The organism is Alcaligenes sp. AB3, from assembly GCF_031844565.1.
Lineage (GTDB): Bacteria > Pseudomonadota > Gammaproteobacteria > Burkholderiales > Burkholderiaceae_B > Alcaligenes > Alcaligenes faecalis.
In genome coordinates, this window is record NZ_JAUZVM010000007.1 from 132,171 (window position 1) to 152,166 (window position 19,996).

Consider the following 19,996-nt stretch of genomic DNA (forward strand, 5'->3'; position numbering starts at 1 on the left):
CGCATGGGCCATGCAAAAACGGGGCATAGGCTTCTGTCTGTCCGTAATCGACCTGAATTGTCAGAAACCTTCTATTTTTGCGAATGGCGGAGCAGAACAAAGCGTGAAACTGTTGTCTGATCCGGCCTCTGACTGAGCGCTTGCTTGTCATTTATGGCAAACACATACAGTTCGAACGCTTAACGGCAGGCAGGCGAATTTCTTTAGGCTTAGATGTTCATGGGTCATAATTTGATCATCTGAAAATAAGGTACCCACTGTATTTTCGGATAGCGCCCCTGCCGCCCGCCGGAGCAGGGCGGGCCTCGCTTATAATCCGCCAGATGCGCGCTGGCGCGATTCAGAAGGAGAATATGTGATCGATACGCAGGAACCTGTAGTCAGTGCTGAACTGGTGGCTGTTTTAGTAGCTGTCAGCGACGGCGAGCCCCGTGTCTTGACCACGGACGCCGGCCAAGCCTTGCCCGCCGGGCCGTTTCAGCACACGCACCGTTCTTTGCAAACGGGGCTGCGCGATTGGGTGGAAACCCAAACCCATCACCCGGTGGGGTATGTGGAGCAGCTGTATACCTTTGCAGACAGGGATCGTTTTGACGCGCAGGGCACGCGTATTGTGTCGGTCAGCTATGTCGGGCTGACGCGTGAAGTGGGCCAGCCGGATGTAGCCCAGGTGATCTGGCAGGACTGCTACCGTTACTTCCCGTGGGAAGACCGACGCGATGGTGCACCGGACATTATTCAGAAAACCATCGTGCCTGCCTTGCTGGACTGGTGCGAGCAGGACGAATCCTTGCGGGCCTTGCGCCGCCAGCGCGTCAATTACAGCTTTGGCCTGGAAGGGGCAATCTGGAACGAGGACTTTGTCTTGCAGCGCTACGAGCTGCTGTATGAAGCGGGCTTGTTGCCCGAGTCCTGTCGCCGTCGCCAGCGTGAACAGCAGGAGCTGGGCAAGCATTACGAGCTGGGCCTGGGCATGCGTCACGATCACCGCCGTATCCTGGCTACCGGCCTGGCGCGTCTGCGCGCCAAAATCAAATACCGCCCTGTGGTGTTTGAACTGATGCCGCCAGAGTTCACCTTGCTGCAATTGCAGCAGGCTGTGGAAGCCCTGGCAGGGCGGGGATTGCATAAACAGAACTTCCGCCGTTTGATCGAACAGCAAGCCCTGGTGGAAGAAACCGGCGCCATGAGCGTGGGCGGTTCAGGCCGACCCGCCAAGCTGTTTCGCTTCCGTGGGGACGTTTTGTTTGAACGGGCGATCTCGGGTAGTAAATTGCCGCTGGCGAAACAAGCACGTTAAAAACCGGGCCTATGGCTTGACAGTGCTTATGCTCAGGAATAGCATAAATGCACCGTGCCATTAGGCCTTATTTTTAGCGATTTAAATACTCATAATGAGCATAATTAATGCCCCCGAGCCGATAGTGCAAGCTGTAGAGACACGAGCTCACCGTATTCCTTCCTTGCCGGACGTCATTCTGGAACCCTTGGTGCGCGCCACTCTGCAAGAAGACCTGGGCCGCGCCGGTGATTTGACGACGGACTCCATCGTGCCCGCCACAGCGCGTACGCAAATGCGTCTGGTTGCACGCGAGGAAGGCGTGTTGGCGGGTCTGGATCTGGCTCGTCTGGCCTTTACCTTGCTGGACCCGACGCTGCGCTTTGAGGCGCAGCTGCAGGATGGCGATGCCTTGACTCCGGGTGCACAGATTGCGGTCATTAGCGGCTCGGCCCGTTCCATGCTGACGGCAGAGCGCTGCGCCTTGAACTTTCTGGGGCATTTAAGTGGCGTGGCATCGGCCACCGCTTCCATCGCCCGTGCGATTGCACCTTATGGCACTAAAGTCACCTGCACCCGCAAAACCATGCCTGGCCTGCGTGCCGTGCAGAAATACGCGGTTCGTGTCGGTGGCGGCAGCAACCATCGATTTGGTCTGGATGACGCGGTACTGATTAAAGACAACCACATCGCCGTTGCCGGGGGCGTGAAAGCCGCTGTGGAAGCGGCCCGTGCCTATATCGGCCATTTGGTTTGCATCGAGGTGGAAGTCGATACCCTGGAGCAACTGGATGAAGTGCTGGAACTGGGGGTGGACAGCATTCTTCTGGACAATATGGACACCGCGACCTTGACCGAGGCTGTGGCCCGCGTCGCAGGCCGTGCCAAAACAGAAGCCTCGGGTCGTATCACTCCAGAAACAGCCGTAGAAATTGCCCGTTGCGGTGTAGACCGAATTGCAGTGGGTTGGATTACGCACAGTGCCCGTGTACTGGATATTGGTCTGGATGCTTGAGTAGAGAAACGTGTGGGCTGTAATGGCGGGTTTTCAGGTGGGTAAGCGGGTGGCAGCAGCCGCCTTGCTGGGCATGGTGGCGCTGGGCTTGAGTAATCAGGCGGCGCAGGCAAGGGAGACGATAGCCGAGCAGGCTGTGAAGTATCCCGTCAGGCCCATTACCGTGATCGTCACCTTTCCGCCTGGCGGCGGGACCGATTTGCTGGCCCGCAAGCTGGGTCCCCGGCTGGAAAAGGCGCTGGGCCAACCCGTCATCATCGACAACCGACCCGGTGCCAGCGGCAATATCGGTGCGCGCGCCGTAGCCTATGCCCGCGCCGATGGCTATACCTTGCTAATGGCCAATAGCTCCTTTGCCATCAACCCCGGTGTGTTTCGTAATTTGGGTTTCAAGCCTAAAGAGGATTTTGCGCCGATCGCCAATATAGGCTTTGTGCCCTCCGTGATCGTGACGGGACACAGCTCGGATATTCAGAATCTGGAGCAAGTGCTGGAGCAGCAGTCGGAGCCAGCCTTGGCCTACGCATCCTGCGGTAACGGCACACCTCAGCATCTGGCCGGGGAAATGCTCTACGACTTGCGAGGCACGGCCTTGCTGCATATCCCGTACCGTGGCTGCGGCCCTGCATTGAACGATGTTGTCGCCGGGCAGGTGCCTATTGGAATCGTGACCTTGTCCAGCGCGGCCACCCTGATCGAGTCTGGACACTTGCGTGCCCTGGCTGTGACTTCAGCCCAGCGCAGCCCGGTTTTGCCTGATGTGCCGACAGTGGCCGAGATCAGTAAAACGGGTTTCGAGCTGGACCAGTGGCACGGCCTGCTGGCCCCTTCTCATACCCCTGAACACATCATCAACACGCTAAATAGCGTTGTGCAAAAAGCAGTGATGGACCCCGCCCTGCAATCGCAGTTGCTGGCCTTGGGCTATACCCCGCAAGAAGGCAATGAATCAGCGAAGGCCAGTGGTTTCAAGGCCATGATCTGGAATGACATCGACCGTTTTGGGGCCTTGGCTTACAAGATCGGTTTGCAGGTGGATTAGGGGGGGAGGGGGCTTGTCGGCCACTGAGGCAGTACTGGCCCAGATGGCTCTTGTAGCTTGCCTGGGCCAGTGTCTATATAGAGGCGGATAGTTGGGCTTGAGTCTGTCGATTATGAGCTCACAGACAAACCCGGCTTCTATTTTAGAAGAAGCTGTCCTCACTGGGCGCTTCAGGAACAGGCTGGGTTGCAAACCAGTGTTTTTCCAGCAGCAGGGTATGCGTCAAACCATCCTTGCTGCAAGTGGAGTCGATCTCGATCTGGCCGCGTTGGCTGCCATCCGCATTGAAATTGTCGGCCTCGACCTCGGCCGCGGCGATATAAGCCTGCAGGTTCAGATCAGGCTGACCACGATCCAGAACAAACTGACGAATGGCTTCAGTGCCTAACTCATTAAGGGTGTAGGTGTAGTTCATGGTGTGCTCCTGATTATTGATCTTGATAATACGGGACCATATGCCTGAATCCTAGCACGCCAAGGGCCGATCTCGGATAGCAAAGCGTTACGGGTTTTCGCGATAGAAAACGAAACGTGCTTGCGGCCGATGTGAGGCCAATAAAAAAGCAGCTATGCGCGAATCCGCACATAGCTGCTATAGCTGCTCTATATAGAGCCTGCTTCCTGAACCTGCTTAGAAGCTGCCAAAAATCGTACCCAGCGTAATCACCGTGATCAGCGCAAAGATAGGAGCGGCCATCGTCACCATGGCGATATTGCCGTAGGACTGACGATGATTCAGCTTGCAGATGGACAGCAAGGTAATGATTGCACCGCAATGGGGCAGCGTATCCAGACCACCCGCCGCCATCACCGCCACACGGTGCAGCAGTTCGGGGCTGATGCCAGCTTGCTGAGCCATCGCCAAATAGTCCGAACCCAGCGTCTGCAGAGCAATACTCAAACCACCCGAAGACGAACCTGTAATCCCCGCCAGTGTCGTCATGGCCACCGCTTCCGAGATCAAGGGATTGCCCGAAGCCACGTTCAACACAAAGTCCCGAATAATCGCAAAGCCTGCCAGGCTGGCAATCACCGCGCCGTAACCAACTTCAGAGGCGGTATTGAACAAAGGCAGCATAAAACCAAATACGCCTTTGTTAATGCTCTCGCGCAGACTCTTCCAGTGACCCAAGCGGCTGATGATCAGAACCAGATTCGCCGTAATCAAGGCAATGATCAATGCCCACAGACCCGTAATCTTGGCAGGATCAACCTGAGGGAAACGCTCGGCCATGAACGCAAAGTTTGTGCCGGGGAAAATCCCATAGGTGAACAAGGCATTGACGCCAATCACCAGAATCAAAGGCAGGATAGCCAGAAAGATAGGCATGGGCTTCTGACCCTGCGTGCTGTCCTCGGCGCTGATATCCAAATGATCCTGACCGTGATCGCCATAGCCTTCGCCATTTGCAATTGCCTTGCGCGCACGCGACTGCAACCACCACAGGCCACCCAAAGCCATGATCAAACCACCAATAATCCCCAGTCCCGGTGCCGCAAATACATTAGTACCGTAGTAAGGAATAGGAATCGCGTTCTGAATGGCAGGCGTGCCAGGCAGAGCCGTCATGGTGAACGTAAACGAACCCAAGGCAATCGAAGCAGGAATCAGACGCTTGGGGATGCCCGCAGCACGAAACAGATCCTTGGCAATCGGGTAGATGGCAAAGGCCACTACAAACAGGGATACACCACCATAAGTCAGTACGCCGCACACCATCACAATGGTGGCAATAGCATGACGATGCCCCAGCTTGCGCGTAATCCACTGAGCAATCGCCTGAGCCGCTCCGGAGTCCGCCATCAACTGACCAAACAAGGCACCTAACAAGAAGATGGGCAAGAACTGAAGCACATAGCCGCTAAGTGCGCTCATGAAGGTGGAAGTGTAGATGGGCAACAAAAACCCGGAGTCCCCCGAGAGCAGCACAGCCAGAGCGGCCATCAAGGGAGCCAGCAACAGAACCGTCACCCCCCGATAAGCGAAGAACATCAGCAGCAAAAGCGAGACAACAATAGCAAGCGTACTGGCCATAAGCAAAGTTCCTGTGGAAAGTCCGGATCACGGACGTCAGTCAATTAACAAGGACGGATCAAACGCCAAGCAGGCAGTGTAGCAATAGGGGATGACAAACAGTCTTGATAGGGCGCAAGGGGGAGGAGCAGCAGGGAAAAGCCGGGCTGTTTACTTTTTGTATCATTTGATTGAGTGGCCTGAACCGGCATTGAAGAAGGGAAGCTCAATGAATACAAGGGCTTAGTGTTTTCATAGGAGAGAATCATCAAAAAGATGAAAAAAGATCGAGATAAGTGCTTGCTAAAAGACGAAACCTTGCTATAATTTCTTCTTCGGCGCATTAGCTCAGCAGGTTAGAGCGACGGAATCATAATCCGCAGGTCCCCTGTTCGAATCAGGGATGCGCCACCAAGATAAAGAAAACGGCCCACAGCAATGTGGGCCGTTTTTTGTCGTCTGGATTAGAGCAAGAGCCTGCTAGGGGAGGGGCTGTGTTGTTTAGTCGATGGCTTGGCTGGCAAAAAGAAACGTGATTGATGTCAGCGTACACCAATGATTTTTCTAAATGGGCCAATGGTCATCTATGTAGGATAGGCAGCAGCCCAATTCACTCTGCTAAAAGGAGCGCGGTAGGCGCTCCTTTTGTGTTTCTAATGACTTGAGAGGCTACCCTAAAATCGGCATGGACCTGAGCGGTGCGTTCCGGCTGCTGGCTTGCTTAATTAACAGCTCAGGGCAGGGTCGCTACTTCCGGAATGCACTTGCCGATTTCGATGGCCTGCAAATCATCGGCGCTGGTCCGCCTTTTCAGCTCAGGAGGTGCTGCAGCGACCGACGCCTGCTCGTCCTTCTGCATCAACGGGCAATACGCCGACATATAGTCAATTTCCAGGTTAAGGCGTTCGAGCAAAAAGTCTACAAATACCCTTACCTTCGGAGACTGTCCGTGACCTCTTGGAAATACGGCATTCAATGTGTATTCGCCACCGCTCCAGCCTGCCAGGACCCGCTTGACTAGTCCGTGCTCGACATATGATTTGACCATCACATCCGCACCGATGATCAGACCCTCTCCACATAAAAGAGCGCCTTTCCAGGCCGCCGGATCATTGGCAACCAGAATAGGATTGATGGGAAACGCACGTTTTCCAGTGCCGTCGTCCAGTGTCCATTGATAGTCATTGCCATTGCGGTTCTTGCTCATCGCGATAGTGCGGTGATGCCAAAGCTCATCAGGATGTGAGGGCTCGCCGTATCGAGTGATATACGCATTGCCCGCAAATACCTGTGTGGTCAGGACCCCCAGCTTGCGTGCGACCAGGGTGGAGTCGGGTAGATCGCCAATGCGCAGGGCCAGATCAATCTCATTGTCGATCAGATCGACCTGCTCGTTATTTAGCAGCATTTCAACGCGCACTTCAGGGTAGCGCATATGGAACTCGCCTAATAACGGAGCGATTTTGTCGATACCGATGGAGTAGGGGGCAGAAAACCGTAGCCAACCTCGCGGCCCGGCCTGCAACTGGCCGACGGCGCTTTCAGCTTCGTTCAGTTCGCGTGCAATGCGTTGCGCATATTCCACGTAAACGTTGCCCGCCTCTGTCAAACCCAGACGGCGTGTAGTGCGATGCAATAACTGCACGCCCAGCCTGGCTTCAAGCTCCTGCACTTTACGGCTGACCGTTGTTTTGGGCAGGCGCAGGGCCTTGGCCGCTCCGATAAAACTGCCGTGCTCGACTACCTTGCCGAAGATAAGTGTGTCATTCAGATCGTGAGACATGGGAATTGAATCCGAGCAAAACGCCTATATTAGCCCACCTGAAGGACAATCTTTCCCTTAATTCATGACTAATCAATTCAGTTGTTCACTTGTAGAGTATCAACCTGGATGCAGGGAAGTGCCCGAATGAGTTGCCCGTCATTGTCCAAGAGGCTGTAAACGCCACGGGAAGAGTTCACTTAAGCCTGCTGAAAAACTTTTCATCATTAAAAATATATTCAGGTTTAACAGGGGGTTATGTGAAAGCAGAACATCGTATCCGGCAGGTGGGGGCCGGGCCATTTATCGTGCAATCCGGAGCTTGGCTACCCGTTCCCCAATTCTCCTATCGCTACCTGGCTGAGGCTCAATGTCCCACTGCTGGGAGAAACTATCCCAGCATAGGGACAATCGAAAACGGGATAATCCTGCCGCTGACTCCTGGTAGATCTACGCCTGCGCCACTGCCACCGATTCGTCGCCTTATTCCTTCTGCTTTAAACAGGATGTCGCCTTGATGTCTCATCACACTCGCTCTATTAATTTCGTCACACGGTCTCGTCGATGGCTTGCTCCTGCCTCCCTGGTCTTGTCGGCTGTTTTGCTGACGGCTTGTTATAGCCAGGCAGCATCTGATCAAGCCATGCCTGCTCCGTCTGTCAGCATCATGTCGGTAGCGGCTCAACCGATTCAGCCATGGGAGGGATTCACCGGCAGGGTGGCAGCAGTTGACTCTGTGGAACTGCGCGCGCGCGTCAGTGGCTACATTGATCATGTCGCTTTCACGGAAGGGCAAACTGTCAGCAAAGGGGATCTTCTGTTTGTGATTGATGCACGGCCATATCGTGCGGCCTTGGATCAGGCTCAGGCAGAACTGGCGCGTGCACGCAGTAATGCGCAGTTTGCGGTAACGCAGCAACGGCGGGCTAAAGTGCTGGTGCAGTCCAAGGCGATTTCTCGTGAAGAGTTCGATAGCCGCAATGCGTCGGCCTCACAGGCCTTGGCGGCTGTCCGTGCTGCTGAGGCCACGGTTGCGGCGGCGTCGCTGGATTTGCAATATACCGAAGTGCGTTCGCCAATCACAGGCCGTGCCAGCCGTGCTTTCCTGACGACGGGTAATCTGGCCCAAGCCAACCAGACGGTTTTGACGACGGTAGTGTCTCAGGACCCTGTGCATGTGCTGTTTGACGTGGACGAGAGTACATGGCTGCGCTATGCACGCCAAGCTCGGGACGGGCAACGCAGCACGACACAAAGCCCTGTTCAAGTTGGGCTGGCCTCGGATGAGATGTATCCGCATGCGGGCTATGTGGACTTTATTGATAACCATGTTGACCCCGCTACGGGCACCTTGCGGGCCAGAGCTGTGTTGCCTAACCCGGATGGCGTACTGACCCCTGGCCTGTTTGCTCGTGTGCAGTTAGGGGGTAGCCAAGCGTACACAGCCATGTTGATCGATGAGAAGGCGGTACTGACGGATCAAGACCGTAAGTATGTGTTGATCGTAGATCAGGACAACCGTGTTCAGCGGCGTGATATTGCGCTGGGGCCCATTGTTCAGGGACTGCGCGTGATCAAGAAGGGGCTGGCTGAAGGCGACCGAGTTGTTGTCAGCGGTCATCAAAAAGTTCCCATGCCCGGCATGGCGGTGTCGCCGACTTTGGTCGATTCGCCTGCTGTGGCCCAGCTTCTCGGCACGCCCGTGCCGCAAGCCGCCTCCGCACTCGCGGTGATGCCTGGCTGATTCACGTTCTCTTATGAGGTCGGCACATCGTTCGATGGCTGCCGATGCACAGGACATTTTCATGAATTTTTCAAAATTTTTCATCGATAGGCCGATTTTTGCGGCTGTCATGTCGATCGTGATATTTATCGGCGGGCTCATTGCGATTCCCTCCCTGCCAATCAGTGAGTATCCGGAAGTCGTGCCACCGGCCGTGATGGTGCGCACTGTCTATCCTGGCGCCAATCCCAAGGTGATTGCGGAAACAGTCGCGACGCCTTTGGAGGAAGCTATTAACGGCGTGGAAAACATGATGTACATGAAGTCGGTGGCGGGTTCGGACGGTGTATTGCAAATGACCGTTACCTTCGAACCCGGCACAGACCCGGATGATGCCGCTGTCAAGGTGCAGAACCGGGTTGCCCAGGCTCAGGCACGTTTGCCCGAGGATGTACGCCGGCAAGGGGTGACGGTTCAAAAGCAGTCGCCCGTATTTTTGATGGTGGTTCATTTGACCGCCGAAGACGATCGTTATGACACCTTGTACTTGCGTAACTACATGCGCCTGCATGTTAAGGACGCAATGGCGCGCATACCGGGGGTGGGGGATGCTCAGCAGTTTGGCGGGGGCGACTATGCCATGCGTATCTGGTTGGACCCGGACAAAGTGGCTGCGCGTGGTTTGACGGCCAGCGATGTTCTGCGTGCCGTACGTGAACAGAATATTCAGGTGTCGGCTGGTCAGCTAGGTGCCGAACCTATGCCAAATCCCAGTGATTTCTTATTGCCGATCAATGCCAAAGGCCGTTTAGAAAGCGTGGAGGAGTTCGGCGATATTGTGTTGAAGAGCGGTGCGGCTGGCGAGATTGTGCGACTGGCGGATGTAGCCCGGATTGAGTTGGCGGCGGGCGATTACACCTTGCGAGCACGTTTGGATGGCAAGAGCGCGTCAGCCATTGGTATTTTTCAGGCCCCGGGCGCTAATGCCCTGGAAATTCGCGATGCAGTTGTAGCCAAAATGGAAGATATCCGTCAGAAGTTACCGCCGGGCATTGAGATCCAGTCCATTTATGACACCACGGTCTTTGTGCGTGATTCCATCAAATCCGTAATCACTACTTTGCTGGAGGCCGTGCTATTGGTGATTTTGGTTGTGATCCTGTTCTTGCAGACCTGGCGTGCCTCCATCATTCCTTTGCTGGCGGTTCCGGTGTCTATCATCGGCACGTTTGCGGTGCTGCATGTATTGGGATTTTCAATCAATACCCTGACGCTGTTCGGTTTGGTCCTGGCGATTGGTATTGTGGTGGACGACGCCATTGTGGTGGTGGAAAACGTTGAGCGCCATATCGAGAATGGCGAACCTCCCTTGCAGGCTGCCCATCTGGCGATGCGGGAAGTTTCAGGTCCGATTATCGCCATCACACTGGTGTTGTGCGCCGTATTCATTCCTATGGCTTTTCTGGATGGAGTCATTGGCGAGTTCTATAAGCAGTTTGCTGTGGCCATTGCTATTTCTGTGGCGATTTCGGGCTTGAACTCCTTGACCCTGTCTCCCGCGTTGGCGGCGCGATTACTCAAGCCGCATGATGCTCCCAAAGATGCCCTGACCCGTGGTATCGATCGGGCTTTTGGCTGGTTGTTTGTTCCTTTTAACCGCATGTTTCAGCGTAGCGCTGAGCGCTATCAAAGCAGCATTGGCCGTGTATTGGGCCGTCGTGGTGTAGTGATGGTGGTGTATGTGGGTTTGTTGGCTGCAACGGGCTTGATGTTCAATCTCGTGCCGTCTGGTTTTATCCCCGTTCAAGACAAGCAATACTTGATTGCGGGCGTCAAGATGCCCGAGGGGGCATCTATTGAACGCACCGATGTGGTCCTCAAGCGTATGACTGAGATCGCCATGAAGGTTGATGGTGTGTCCAACGAAATCGCATTTCCAGGCCTGAATCCATTGCAGTTCACCAATACGCCTAATAATGGTGTGGTGTTCTATGTGTTGGAGCCATTTTCCGAGCGTAGTCGCAGCGCAGAGGATATTTCTGCAGAGCTGAATCAAAAGTTTGCTGAGATTCAAGAAGGTCTGGCTTTTGCTTTTATGCCGCCTCCTATTCAAGGTTTGGGTAATGGGTCTGGCTGGTCCCTGTTTATTCAGGATCGAGAGCAACTGGGCTACGGATCGTTGCAGCAGGCGGTTCAGGCTTTCCAGGGGGCTGTGGTCCAGACGCCGGGAATGGCTTATCCCATCAGCAGCTATCAGGCGAATGTCCCTCAATTGGATGCGGTGGTCGATCGTATTAAGGCCAAGGCGCAAGGCGTACCGCTGACCGAGCTGTTTGATACTTTGCAAACGTATTTGGGCTCGTCTTACGTCAATGACTTCAATATGTTTGGCCGAACCTGGCAAGTAATCGCCCAGGCTGATGGCGCTTTTCGTGCCAGTACTGAAGATATTAGCCGCTTGCGCACTCGCAATGATCAGGGCGAGATGGTCCCGATTGGCTCGCTATTGCAGGTTCAAAGTACGTATGGCCCCGATCCGGTTATTCGCTTTAATGGCTATCCTGCGGCTGATTTGTTGGGCGATGCGGATCCGCGTGTCTTGTCGTCAGGTCAGGCGATGGCGTATGTCGAGCAGTTGGCAAGTCAAGTCCTGCCAGCAGGCATGGGGATTGGGTGGAGTGACCTGAGTTATCAGCAGGCCAACCAAAGTGGTGCTGCCATGATCGTGTTTCCTATGGCGGTCTTGTTGGTTTTTCTGGTTCTGGCCGCTTTGTACGAGAGCTGGACATTGCCCTTGGCGGTCATTCTGATTGTGCCGATGTGCCTGTTGGCGGCTTTGTTTGGCGTGTGGTTAACGAACGGCGATAACAACGTATTTGTTCAGGTCGGACTGGTTGTATTGATGGGTCTGGCCTGTAAAAACGCGATTTTGATTATCGAGTTCGCTCGTGAGTTGGAGCAGGAAGGCTTGGATATTGTGCATGCTGCCTTGCAGGCTTGCCGTCTGCGTCTGCGTCCTATTGTGATGACGTCCATTGCGTTCTGTGCTGGTGTGGCGCCATTGATGGTGTCCTCGGGAGCCGGCAGCGAGGTGCGCGCAGCCACGGGTATTACCGTATTTGCAGGCATGGTTGGAGTGACGGCATTTGGCCTGTTCCTGACTCCTGCCTTTTATGTCGCACTGCGTAAGCTTGCCAGCCGTTCATCGGTGCAGCGCGCTCAGGCTCCTATACAGGTATCTCATGATTAAACTTATCTTTGCGACTGCTTTTTTTCCCACAAGTCGCGCCAGACGTGTGCTCCGTTTTTTATCGGTCCGACGACTGTGGCGCGTGACTGCCTCAACTCTTGCTATGCTGTGCCTGGCCGCCTGCGCAGTGGGTCCTGACCACCAGCAACCGGATACAACGATCCCGGATGAGTTTGGAACGACTCTGTCCGATAAGCAGGATGTGCCGCTGTCACAGAGTGCGGATCAAGTCATGGTCGAGGGCTTGGGCGATCCCTTATTGGCCGGGCTGGTGCAGGATGCCTTACGCACCAATTACGATTTGCGTGCGGCTCTGGCTGGACTGGACCGTGCGCAGGCCTTGTTACGCAATACGCGGCTGGAGGCTTTGCCCAGTGTGACGGCACAGGGAGAGGCAGGGCATCACCGTAGCAGTGTCGATCAAATGCCCGGTGTCAGCGCTTCGGGCCGGGACAATCAGAATTGGCAGGCCAGTCTTGTTGCTGGCTGGGAACTGGATGTATTTGGTCGTGTCCGTCGCCTGATTGAAGCCGGTCAGGCGGATACCTTCGCAAGTACTGCGGATTTGCGTGCCTTGCAGGTGCTGATTGTGAGCGAAGTCATGCAGAGTTATACGCAATTGCGGGGTACGCAGGCCAGGCTGCTGGTGGCACAAGCCAATCTGCTTAATCAGCAAAATACGTTGTCCTTGGTTAAACAGCGGCTGGATGCTGGTACCGGCACGGAGTTTGACACCGCGCGTTTGCGTGCGCAGGCAGAAACCACTGCATCGCGTATTCCGGCTTTGCAAGCCCAGGCTGCCGTGCAGATGCATCGTCTAGCCGTTCTGACGGGCCGTCAGCCCTTGGCCTTGGTCAAGCAGTTGACTCCGTTCCAGGGGATGCCTGTACCAGCGCGCCTGGATGCAGGCTCACCGGGGGAACTGTTGCGTCGTCGTCCTGATATTGCCGCTGCCGAGGCGCGCTTGCATGCAGCAACGGCACGGATTGGCGTTGCGACAGCCGATTTGTTTCCACGCTTTACATTGGGTGGCTTGATAGGGAGTCATGCCATTGATAGCAGCCAGCTGTTCTCCAGAGAGAGTGAGACGCGCCTGGTGGTACTGGGCATCGATTGGTCTTTCTTGGATGTGGGCCGTGTGCAGTCACGCATCGCGGCTACTGATGCCGATGCGCAAGCGGCCTTGGCGCGGTACCGCCAAACCGTATTGCTGGCCCTGGAGGAAACCGAGAATGCCTTGGTCCTGCATGCTCGTACTCGTATTGAGGACGCCCATCTGGAGCGTGCTGCTGCTGATAGCGAACTGGCTGCGCGTATTGCCCGTACTCGTTTTGAGGCTGGGGCTGCCGGTTTGCTGGAGGTGTTGGATGCAGAGCGCACGCAACTGCTTGCCCAGGATGCCTTGGCTGAGGCGCGTACCCGTACCATGCTCAGTGCGGTTGCCTTGTATAAGGCGCTGGCAGGCGGGTGGCCCTCTTCCTTGCCTGAACGGGAGGCTCTAGCGGCCCGTTCGAATTAATGGCTTTAAGCCTTTATCTTGTTACCCACCACTCCTGTCAGACAAGGGTGGTGGGGGCGGTCTAGTGGAATAGGGGCATGGTTTATGCGGTAGTTGGTGCAGGTGCCCAAATGCTGTGTTTACAGACCTCATAAATTCACGCACTAACAATAAGCGAAATCGTTCTTTTGCCTGCCGCCTTGCTTTGTCTATCCTGATTTCTCGACCTAACGGCTTATCGGGCCGCAAAAATAATCGAGGAATGCTCCATGTCGTTGACGAGAACTCTGCAGCATCTGGGCCTGGCCTTGGCGGCCAGCGTCGTATCTTTGACGGCCCAGGCTACCAGCCTGACGGTCGCCTATCAGACTATTCCCACTCCGTCGAACGTGCCTCAGGCAGACGGTGTTTATGAAAAAGAAACCGGCGCGAAAATCGATTGGCGCAAGTTTGATGGTGGCGCTGAAGTCATTAATGCCGTCGCTTCCGGCGATGTGCAGATTGCCTATTTAGGCTCCAGCCCCTTGGCTGCTGCGGCCAGCCGTAAGTTACCTATCGAGACTTTCCTGATCGCTGCCGAACTGGGCACCAGCGAAGAGCTGGTTGTGCGTAACGGTTCGGGCATTCAGGCTCCGCAAGATCTCATCGGCAAGACGATTGCCACGCCTTTTGTATCGACCAGTCATTACAGTCTGCTGGCTGCGCTCAAGCATTGGAAGATCGACCCCAAGCAGGTCAATATCATCAATCTGACTCCGGCCAATATCGTAGCGGCCTGGGCTCGTGGTGATATTGATGGTGCTTATACATGGGACCCGGCCTTGAGCAAGGCCAAGGAAAGCGGCAAGGTGCTGATCAGTTCTGGCGAGCTGGCCAAGCTGGGTGCGCCGACCTTTGATGTGTGGTTGGTGCGCAAGGATTTTGCGGAAAAACATCCGGATGTTGTGTCCGCTTTTGCTCGTGTCACTTTGGCTTCTTACCAGAGCTACACACGTGATCCTGCTGCCTGGGTCGCCAATGCCGATAACATCAGCAAGCTGTCCCGTCTGACTGGCGCGACGCCTCAAGAAATCCCCAATGTCCTGGCAGGCAGCGGCTTTTTATCTGCGGCTGATCAGATCAAGACCTTGGGTCAGCCTACCGCCAAAGCCTTGGCCGATACCTCCGCCTTCTTGAAGGAGCAGGGCCGTATCGACGAGGTCTTGCCTGATTACACGGGTTACACCACCAGCAAATATGTCGAGGCGGCTGCCTCGCAGGCCAAGTAATTCTGATGGCGCAGTTAACACTGAATCACGTCAGCGCACGTTATCCCGGCGCCGATCATCTGGCGCTGCGAGACGTGTCGCTGCAACTGGGGCCGGGGCAGTTGGTGGTGGTGCTGGGGCCTTCAGGCAGTGGCAAGACTACTTTGTTGAATCTGATCGCGGGCTTTACCTTGCCTAGCGCTGGAACGATTACCTTGGATGGCGAACCTGTGCGCGGCCCTGGGGCTGATCGCGGCGTGGTGTTTCAGGATGATGCCTTGTTGCCTTGGCAGACGGTCCTGGAGAACGTGGCTTTTGGTTTGACGTTACGAGGTGAGTCCAGGGAGCAGCGTCAGGCTGTGGCGCGTCATCAATTGGCTTTGGTGGGGCTGGAGGGCTTGGAGCAGCGCCGTATCTGGCAATTGTCTGGTGGTCAGAAGCAGCGGGTGGGGATTGCTCGCGCCTTGGCGGCGGACCCGCGTGTGCTTTTGCTGGATGAGCCTTTTGGGGCGCTGGATGCCTTTACCCGAGAACAGGCTCAGACGCTTTTGCTGAATGTCTGGCAGCGCAGCGCCAAGCCTGTTTTTTTGATTACTCACGATATTGAAGAAGCCGTGTTTCTGGCTACCGACCTGATCATTTTGGGCGGTACGCCTGGGCATGTGGTGGAGCGTTTAACGCTGGATTTTGGGCGACGTTACACCGATGGGCAGCCGGTGCGTCAGGTGAAGTCCTCGCCGGAGTTCATCGCGGCGCGAGAGAGCGTGCTGGAGCATGTGTTCTCGGCGCATCCGGTTGTGGCTTCGTCCTGAATTTAGGAGATTGTTCATGAAATCCTCTGCCGCTGGCGAGGTTCTGCAAGCAGGCGATATGGCTGGTTTGTCGGGCGCTTCGTCTTTAAGCGTGGGTGGCGAGTCCAAGCCTCATCAGTCAGCGTCCACTAAGACTCGGCAAGTCTCTATTGCTGTGATCAGTTTGCTCACCTTAAGTGGGGTGCTGTTTTTGTGGTGGGCCGTTACCGAGTGGGGCTATGTGGATCCGCTGTTTCTGCCTTCACCCCAGGCTGTGCTGAGTCGTGTTTTTCGTCTGTTCTCGGTGGGCTATATGGATGCCACGGTGCAGCAGCATTTGGCGGCCAGTTTGTGGCGGATCAGCTTGGCATTGATTGCGGCTGTTCTGTTGGCGATTCCTACGGGTATCGCGATTGGCCGTAATCGTATTGCCCAGGGCATTCTGGACCCTTTGATCGAGTTCTATCGCCCGATCCCGCCGCTGGCGTATTTGCCGCTAATCGTGATCTGGTTTGGGATTGGCGAGCTGTCCAAAGTGCTGCTGATTTATCTGGCGATTTTTGCGCCGATCACGATTGCGACGGCGGGCGGGGTGCGTAATGTGGATCCGGTGAAATTGCGTGCGGCTCAATCTTTGGGGGCGACGCGTGCTCAGCTGCTGCGTTACATCATCATCCCCAGTGCCTTGCCTGATATTTTGACGGGCCTGCGCATTGGGCTGGGAGTGGGGTGGTCAACCCTTGTGGCTTCGGAGCTGGTGGCTGCCACGCGTGGGCTGGGATTCATGGTTCAGTCAGCGGGGCAGTTTCTGGCGACTGATGTGGTGATGGCGGGGATTCTGCTTATTGCCTTGGTCGCGTTTGTGCTTGAAATTGGTTTGCGTAGATTGCAGGCCAAACTTGTTCCGTGGCACGGGCAAGCGCGTTAACCCCCCTTGTTTTGCGTGAACACCGCAGCCTAAGCAGATTTGGCTAGTTCACACCGACCGGGTCAGACCACCATCCACCTTGATGTTCTGGCCCGTAATGTAGCCTGCGCCATCTGACAACAAGAACGCAATCGTCGCCGCAATTTCCTCGGCTTTGCCATAGCGTCCCATAGGCACGCTTTCTCGCCGTTCTTCGGTCGCGGGCAGGCTATCAATCCAGCCAGGCAGCACGTTGTTCATGCGTACATTCTTGGCTGCATAGCTGTCCGCAAGAATCTTGGTGAAGCTGGCCAGCCCGGCGCGGAATACGGCGGAAGTAGGGAACATCTCCGCAGGCTCAAACGCCCAGGCGGTAGAAATATTCACAATAGCCCCTCCACCTTGCGCGGCCATGACGGGTGCCACCAGGCGAGCTGGACGTACGGCATTCAGAAAGTAGACGTCCATGCCTGTGTGCCAGTCTTCGTCGCTGATCTCCAGAACCGGGCCGCGCGGGCCATGTCCGGCGGAGCTGACCAGGGCGTCGATACGCCCCCAGCGTTGCATGGTCAGGTCCACCAGCCGCTGCAAGTCTTCGTTGGATTGATTCGATCCTGTCAGACCTATACCGCCTAACTCTTTGGCCAAGGCTTCGCCCTTGCCGGAGGAGGACAGGATGGCGACGCGGTAGCCATCTTGAGCTAGCCTGCGGGCCGCTGCGGCGCCCATGCCCGAGCCGCCTGCGCTAATAAGTGCTACTTTTTCTACAGTCATGAGAGCCTCCGTGTGTTGAGATTGATACTATTATTTCAGCCTGAAGCAGAAAAATCATGCGATAAATAAGCCTTCAAGGATGTAGAAAAACTACTGTCAAAAAGATGATGAAATCTCGCCGTTCCTTGCCTCCGCTCAATGCCTTGCGTGCTTTTGAGGTATCTGGCCGTCGTTTGAGTTTCCGTGCCGCAGCAGATGAGCTGGGCGTGACTCAAGGTGCTGTTGCCCAGCAAGTCCGGGCCTTGGAAGAACATCTGGGGCTGGCGCTGTTTCAGCGTCACCCGCGTGGGCTGCAACTGACTGTAGCGGGCGCGGCCTATCTGGCCGAGGTGACTCGTGCTTTTGATACCTTGACTGATGCAACAGGGCGCTTGTTGGTACGCCCTGATACGGTCACGATCAGTGTCACGCCCACGGTGGCTGCCAAATTACTGATTCCCCGCCTGGGGGATTTGCAGGCGGCCTTGCCTGATGTGGAGCTGCGTACCGTGGCAACGGAGGCCTTATCGGATTTTGAGCGCGATCAGGTTGATATTGCCGTGCGCCTGACTCGCCCGCCTTTTGCGGCGGACCTGGAGGCCAAGTTATTGTTTCGTCAGGATTTAGTGGCCGTAGCCAGCCCTCGTTTGGTGGGGAATATGACGCTTCCTTTGTCCAGTGAACAACTGCGTGCCTTGCCTTTATTGCATGACGCTCAAGGGCATTGGGCTACCTTCTTGAAAACCAGCAGCAAGTTGCCGGGCGCAGTATTCAACCAGACCACGCTGGCATTGGACGCCGCGATGGCGGGGCAAGGTGTGGCCTTGGCGTGCAAGGCTTTTGTGGCAATGGATCTGGCCGCCGGGCGTTTGGTGCAGGTGGCGGCGGCAGGGACCTTGGGGCCGGATTTCTATCTGGTGCGCAATCGCTCAGCCCCGGTCAGACAGTCGGTGGAGGCAGTATGGAATTGGTGCTTAAACAGATTGTTATATCGCTAGCTTGATGATTGGCATGTTCAAGCTAGCGTTGGCAACCGTTTCGAAACAGGCTGGCAAGAGTATGTGCGAGAGAGATGGGCTTGCCGGATTGTAGTTCAGTGTTTTTGGTCTTCCTGATGCAAAGGGCTAAACTGGCCGCACTTCTGGTGCAGCAGCACCCAGCTTTTTACAGGAAAAAAATATGAGCACACCGCTTCCCTGTCCTCAGTGCACCTTGGAAAATACCTACCATGACACGGAGCAATGGGTATGTGCCGATTGTGGCTATGAATGGCAAGACGCGGACCCGGTCGCCGAGTCTGAGACCGATGGCGACGAGCTGATCGTTAAAGACAGCAACGGCAACTTGCTGGCCGCGGGCGACGATGTGATTCTGATCCGCGACTTGAAGGTCAAAGGCTCCAGCACCTTGAAGAAAGGGGCCAAGGCCAAAGGCATACGTCTGGTTCGTGGTGATCATGAAGTCGATTGCAAGATTGATGGCATCAGCTACTTGTTGAAGGCTATGTACTTGAAGAAAGCCTAAGCGTTCAGACCTGATGGCTTGGCGCATAAAAAAACGATAGTGGCGGAACCACTATCGTTTTTAATCTTAACGGAGTGAGTGCCGCTTTATTTCAGGCAGGCTTTGATTTTTTCCAGATCTGGGCCGTCAATAGGACGCCCCAGGTTAAAGGGCATGGAGGTCTCGCGCCAGTCCTTGTAGTCATGCAGATACTCCATCTGGCTGGCATATACCTTGGCGGCATCGGGGTTGCTGCAAGCCATGGAAATCATCACCTCGTTGGTGACTTGCTGAATGGTCTTCAGGCTTTCATCATCCATGCGGTGGATTTCCACGCCAGCTTTCTGGAAGGTGCGCAGACCTTCCGTCGCCTTTTTCTCTGTAAAAGCGATGGACCACATCATGGTGGCGTCGGCGGCAATTTGCAGTTTCTCCTTGGCCGAATCACTGAGTGCATCCCAGGCGGTTTTATTGATCATGACGCCAAACACGGAAGCGGACTGGTGCCAACCCGGCGTTGTCCAGTGCTTGGTGACCTGATGCAGCCCGGCAGAAACGTCCACGTTCGGCGTGGAGAACTCGGCTCCCTCGATCACGCCACGCTCAAGCGATTGATACAGCTCCTGACCCGCCATGGACACCTGCGTGCCACCAATTTTTTCAAGCACCTTGCCTTGTTCCAGACCAGAGAGACGCAGGCGCTTGCCCTTGATTTCTTCCAGATTGCGAATCGGCACATTGGTATGGAAGCCGGATTCGTTATTGGTGATGGCGTAGGGGAGGTACACCATGCCGTACTTGCCGTAGATCTCGTTATAAAGCTCGGCGCCACCCCATTCCTTGATCCAGTTTGCGTAGTCAACCGCGTTGAACAGGCTGGAGTGTGTTCCTAAAGGGGAGAAAGCCGGGTTGCGGCCTGCCCAATAGCCCGGCCAGTCTGCCCCGGCCTGGATGGTGCCGGATTCGACCGCGCTGAACACTTCGCCAGTCGGTACCAGGGCGCCACCTTCGTAGAATTCGATTTTCAGCTCGTCACCGACCAGCTTGTTGGCCAGTTCCACCCATTTCTTGTCCAGTTCAACCAGCTCGATGGAGGCGGGCCAGGTACTGGTCATGGTCCACTTTTGTGCTGCCTGGCTCAGGCTGCTCATGCTCAGCAGGGCAAAGCCGGTCAAGGCGAAGAGTGCCTTCTTTGTTAGCTTCATGGTGTCT

16 protein-coding genes and 1 tRNA gene are annotated in these 19,996 nt (G+C 55.5%); 12 read left to right on the plus strand and 5 right to left on the minus strand.

Translation table 11 applies throughout. The annotated features are described in order from the left end of the window. Positions 1-355: 355 nt before the first annotated feature. From Q9R35_RS14555 to Q9R35_RS14565, 3 genes are all read left to right on the plus strand, one after another. Positions 356-1,300: an NrtR DNA-binding winged helix domain-containing protein gene (locus Q9R35_RS14555; RefSeq protein WP_035269142.1), complete on the plus strand. Its 945-nt coding sequence runs from the start codon at positions 356-358 to the stop codon at positions 1,298-1,300. Between the two features lie 94 nt (positions 1,301-1,394). Then, entirely contained in the window at positions 1,395-2,294 is a 900-nt protein-coding gene (gene nadC / locus Q9R35_RS14560) for a carboxylating nicotinate-nucleotide diphosphorylase (RefSeq protein WP_311220031.1), read from the plus strand. 22 nt (positions 2,295-2,316) lie between these two features. Next, a complete protein-coding gene (locus Q9R35_RS14565) occupies positions 2,317-3,336 on the plus strand; it encodes a tripartite tricarboxylate transporter substrate binding protein (protein ID WP_311220048.1) in 1,020 nt (339 codons plus the stop codon). Between the two features lie 142 nt (positions 3,337-3,478). Here the strand turns inward: Q9R35_RS14565 and Q9R35_RS14570 are convergent, their stop codons facing one another. Further along, the gene (locus Q9R35_RS14570) at positions 3,479-3,751 is read right to left on the minus strand and encodes a hypothetical protein (protein WP_042487404.1); all 273 of its coding nucleotides are present in this window, start codon (positions 3,749-3,751) and stop codon (positions 3,479-3,481) included. Between the two features lie 216 nt (positions 3,752-3,967). After that, a complete protein-coding gene (locus tag Q9R35_RS14575; protein ID WP_311220032.1) occupies positions 3,968-5,371 on the minus strand; it encodes a GntP family permease in 1,404 nt (467 codons plus the stop codon). A 316-nt stretch (positions 5,372-5,687) separates the two neighbouring features. Between Q9R35_RS14575 and Q9R35_RS14580 the strand changes: the two genes are divergently transcribed. Beyond that, positions 5,688-5,764: transfer RNA gene (locus Q9R35_RS14580), tRNA-Met, on the plus strand. Between the two features lie 319 nt (positions 5,765-6,083). On the opposite strand, the gene Q9R35_RS14585 is transcribed toward Q9R35_RS14580, so the two are convergent. Beyond that, positions 6,084-7,133: a LysR family transcriptional regulator gene (locus Q9R35_RS14585; RefSeq protein WP_042489160.1), complete on the minus strand. Its 1,050-nt coding sequence runs from the start codon at positions 7,131-7,133 to the stop codon at positions 6,084-6,086. 496 nt (positions 7,134-7,629) lie between these two features. Here Q9R35_RS14585 and Q9R35_RS14590 point away from each other — a divergent pair, with 496 nt between their 5' ends. From Q9R35_RS14590 to tauC, 6 genes are all read left to right on the plus strand, one after another. Beyond that, positions 7,630-8,856 carry an efflux RND transporter periplasmic adaptor subunit gene (locus tag Q9R35_RS14590; protein ID WP_042489158.1) on the plus strand — a complete coding sequence of 409 codons (1,227 nt, stop codon included), beginning with the start codon at positions 7,630-7,632 and terminating at the stop codon, positions 8,854-8,856. Between the two features lie 61 nt (positions 8,857-8,917). Then, positions 8,918-12,085: an efflux RND transporter permease subunit gene (locus Q9R35_RS14595; protein ID WP_042489177.1), complete on the plus strand. Its 3,168-nt coding sequence runs from the start codon at positions 8,918-8,920 to the stop codon at positions 12,083-12,085. 103 nt (positions 12,086-12,188) lie between these two features. Continuing rightward, on the plus strand, positions 12,189-13,604 hold the full coding sequence (locus tag Q9R35_RS14600) for an efflux transporter outer membrane subunit (protein WP_311220049.1): 1,416 nt from the start codon (positions 12,189-12,191) through the stop codon (positions 13,602-13,604). Positions 13,605-13,852: 248 nt separating this feature from the next. Beyond that, positions 13,853-14,851 (plus strand): taurine ABC transporter substrate-binding protein, encoded by a 999-nt coding sequence (gene tauA, locus Q9R35_RS14605; protein ID WP_311220033.1) that lies wholly within the window; start codon positions 13,853-13,855, stop codon positions 14,849-14,851. Positions 14,852-14,856: 5 nt separating this feature from the next. Then, a complete protein-coding gene (tauB, locus tag Q9R35_RS14610; RefSeq protein ID WP_311220034.1) occupies positions 14,857-15,642 on the plus strand; it encodes a taurine ABC transporter ATP-binding subunit in 786 nt (261 codons plus the stop codon). A gap of 16 nt (positions 15,643-15,658) precedes the next feature. Further along, entirely contained in the window at positions 15,659-16,549 is an 891-nt protein-coding gene (tauC, locus tag Q9R35_RS14615) for a taurine ABC transporter permease TauC (RefSeq protein ID WP_311220035.1), read from the plus strand. 48 nt (positions 16,550-16,597) lie between these two features. Here tauC and Q9R35_RS14620 read toward each other — a convergent pair whose 3' ends face one another. Further along, a complete protein-coding gene (locus Q9R35_RS14620) occupies positions 16,598-17,302 on the minus strand; it encodes an SDR family oxidoreductase (protein ID WP_311220036.1) in 705 nt (234 codons plus the stop codon). A gap of 104 nt (positions 17,303-17,406) precedes the next feature. Here Q9R35_RS14620 and Q9R35_RS14625 point away from each other — a divergent pair, with 104 nt between their 5' ends. Both Q9R35_RS14625 and Q9R35_RS14630 read left to right on the plus strand, forming a co-directional pair. Beyond that, positions 17,407-18,279 carry a LysR substrate-binding domain-containing protein gene (locus tag Q9R35_RS14625; protein ID WP_311220037.1) on the plus strand — a complete coding sequence of 291 codons (873 nt, stop codon included), beginning with the start codon at positions 17,407-17,409 and terminating at the stop codon, positions 18,277-18,279. Between the two features lie 181 nt (positions 18,280-18,460). Next, positions 18,461-18,805, plus strand: a complete 345-nt coding sequence (locus Q9R35_RS14630; protein WP_042489141.1) for a zinc ribbon domain-containing protein YjdM — start codon at positions 18,461-18,463, stop codon at positions 18,803-18,805. Between the two features lie 86 nt (positions 18,806-18,891). Here Q9R35_RS14630 and dctP read toward each other — a convergent pair whose 3' ends face one another. Continuing rightward, positions 18,892-19,989 carry a TRAP transporter substrate-binding protein DctP gene (dctP, locus tag Q9R35_RS14635; RefSeq protein WP_311220038.1) on the minus strand — a complete coding sequence of 366 codons (1,098 nt, stop codon included), beginning with the start codon at positions 19,987-19,989 and terminating at the stop codon, positions 18,892-18,894. Between the last annotated feature and the right edge of the window lie 7 nt (positions 19,990-19,996).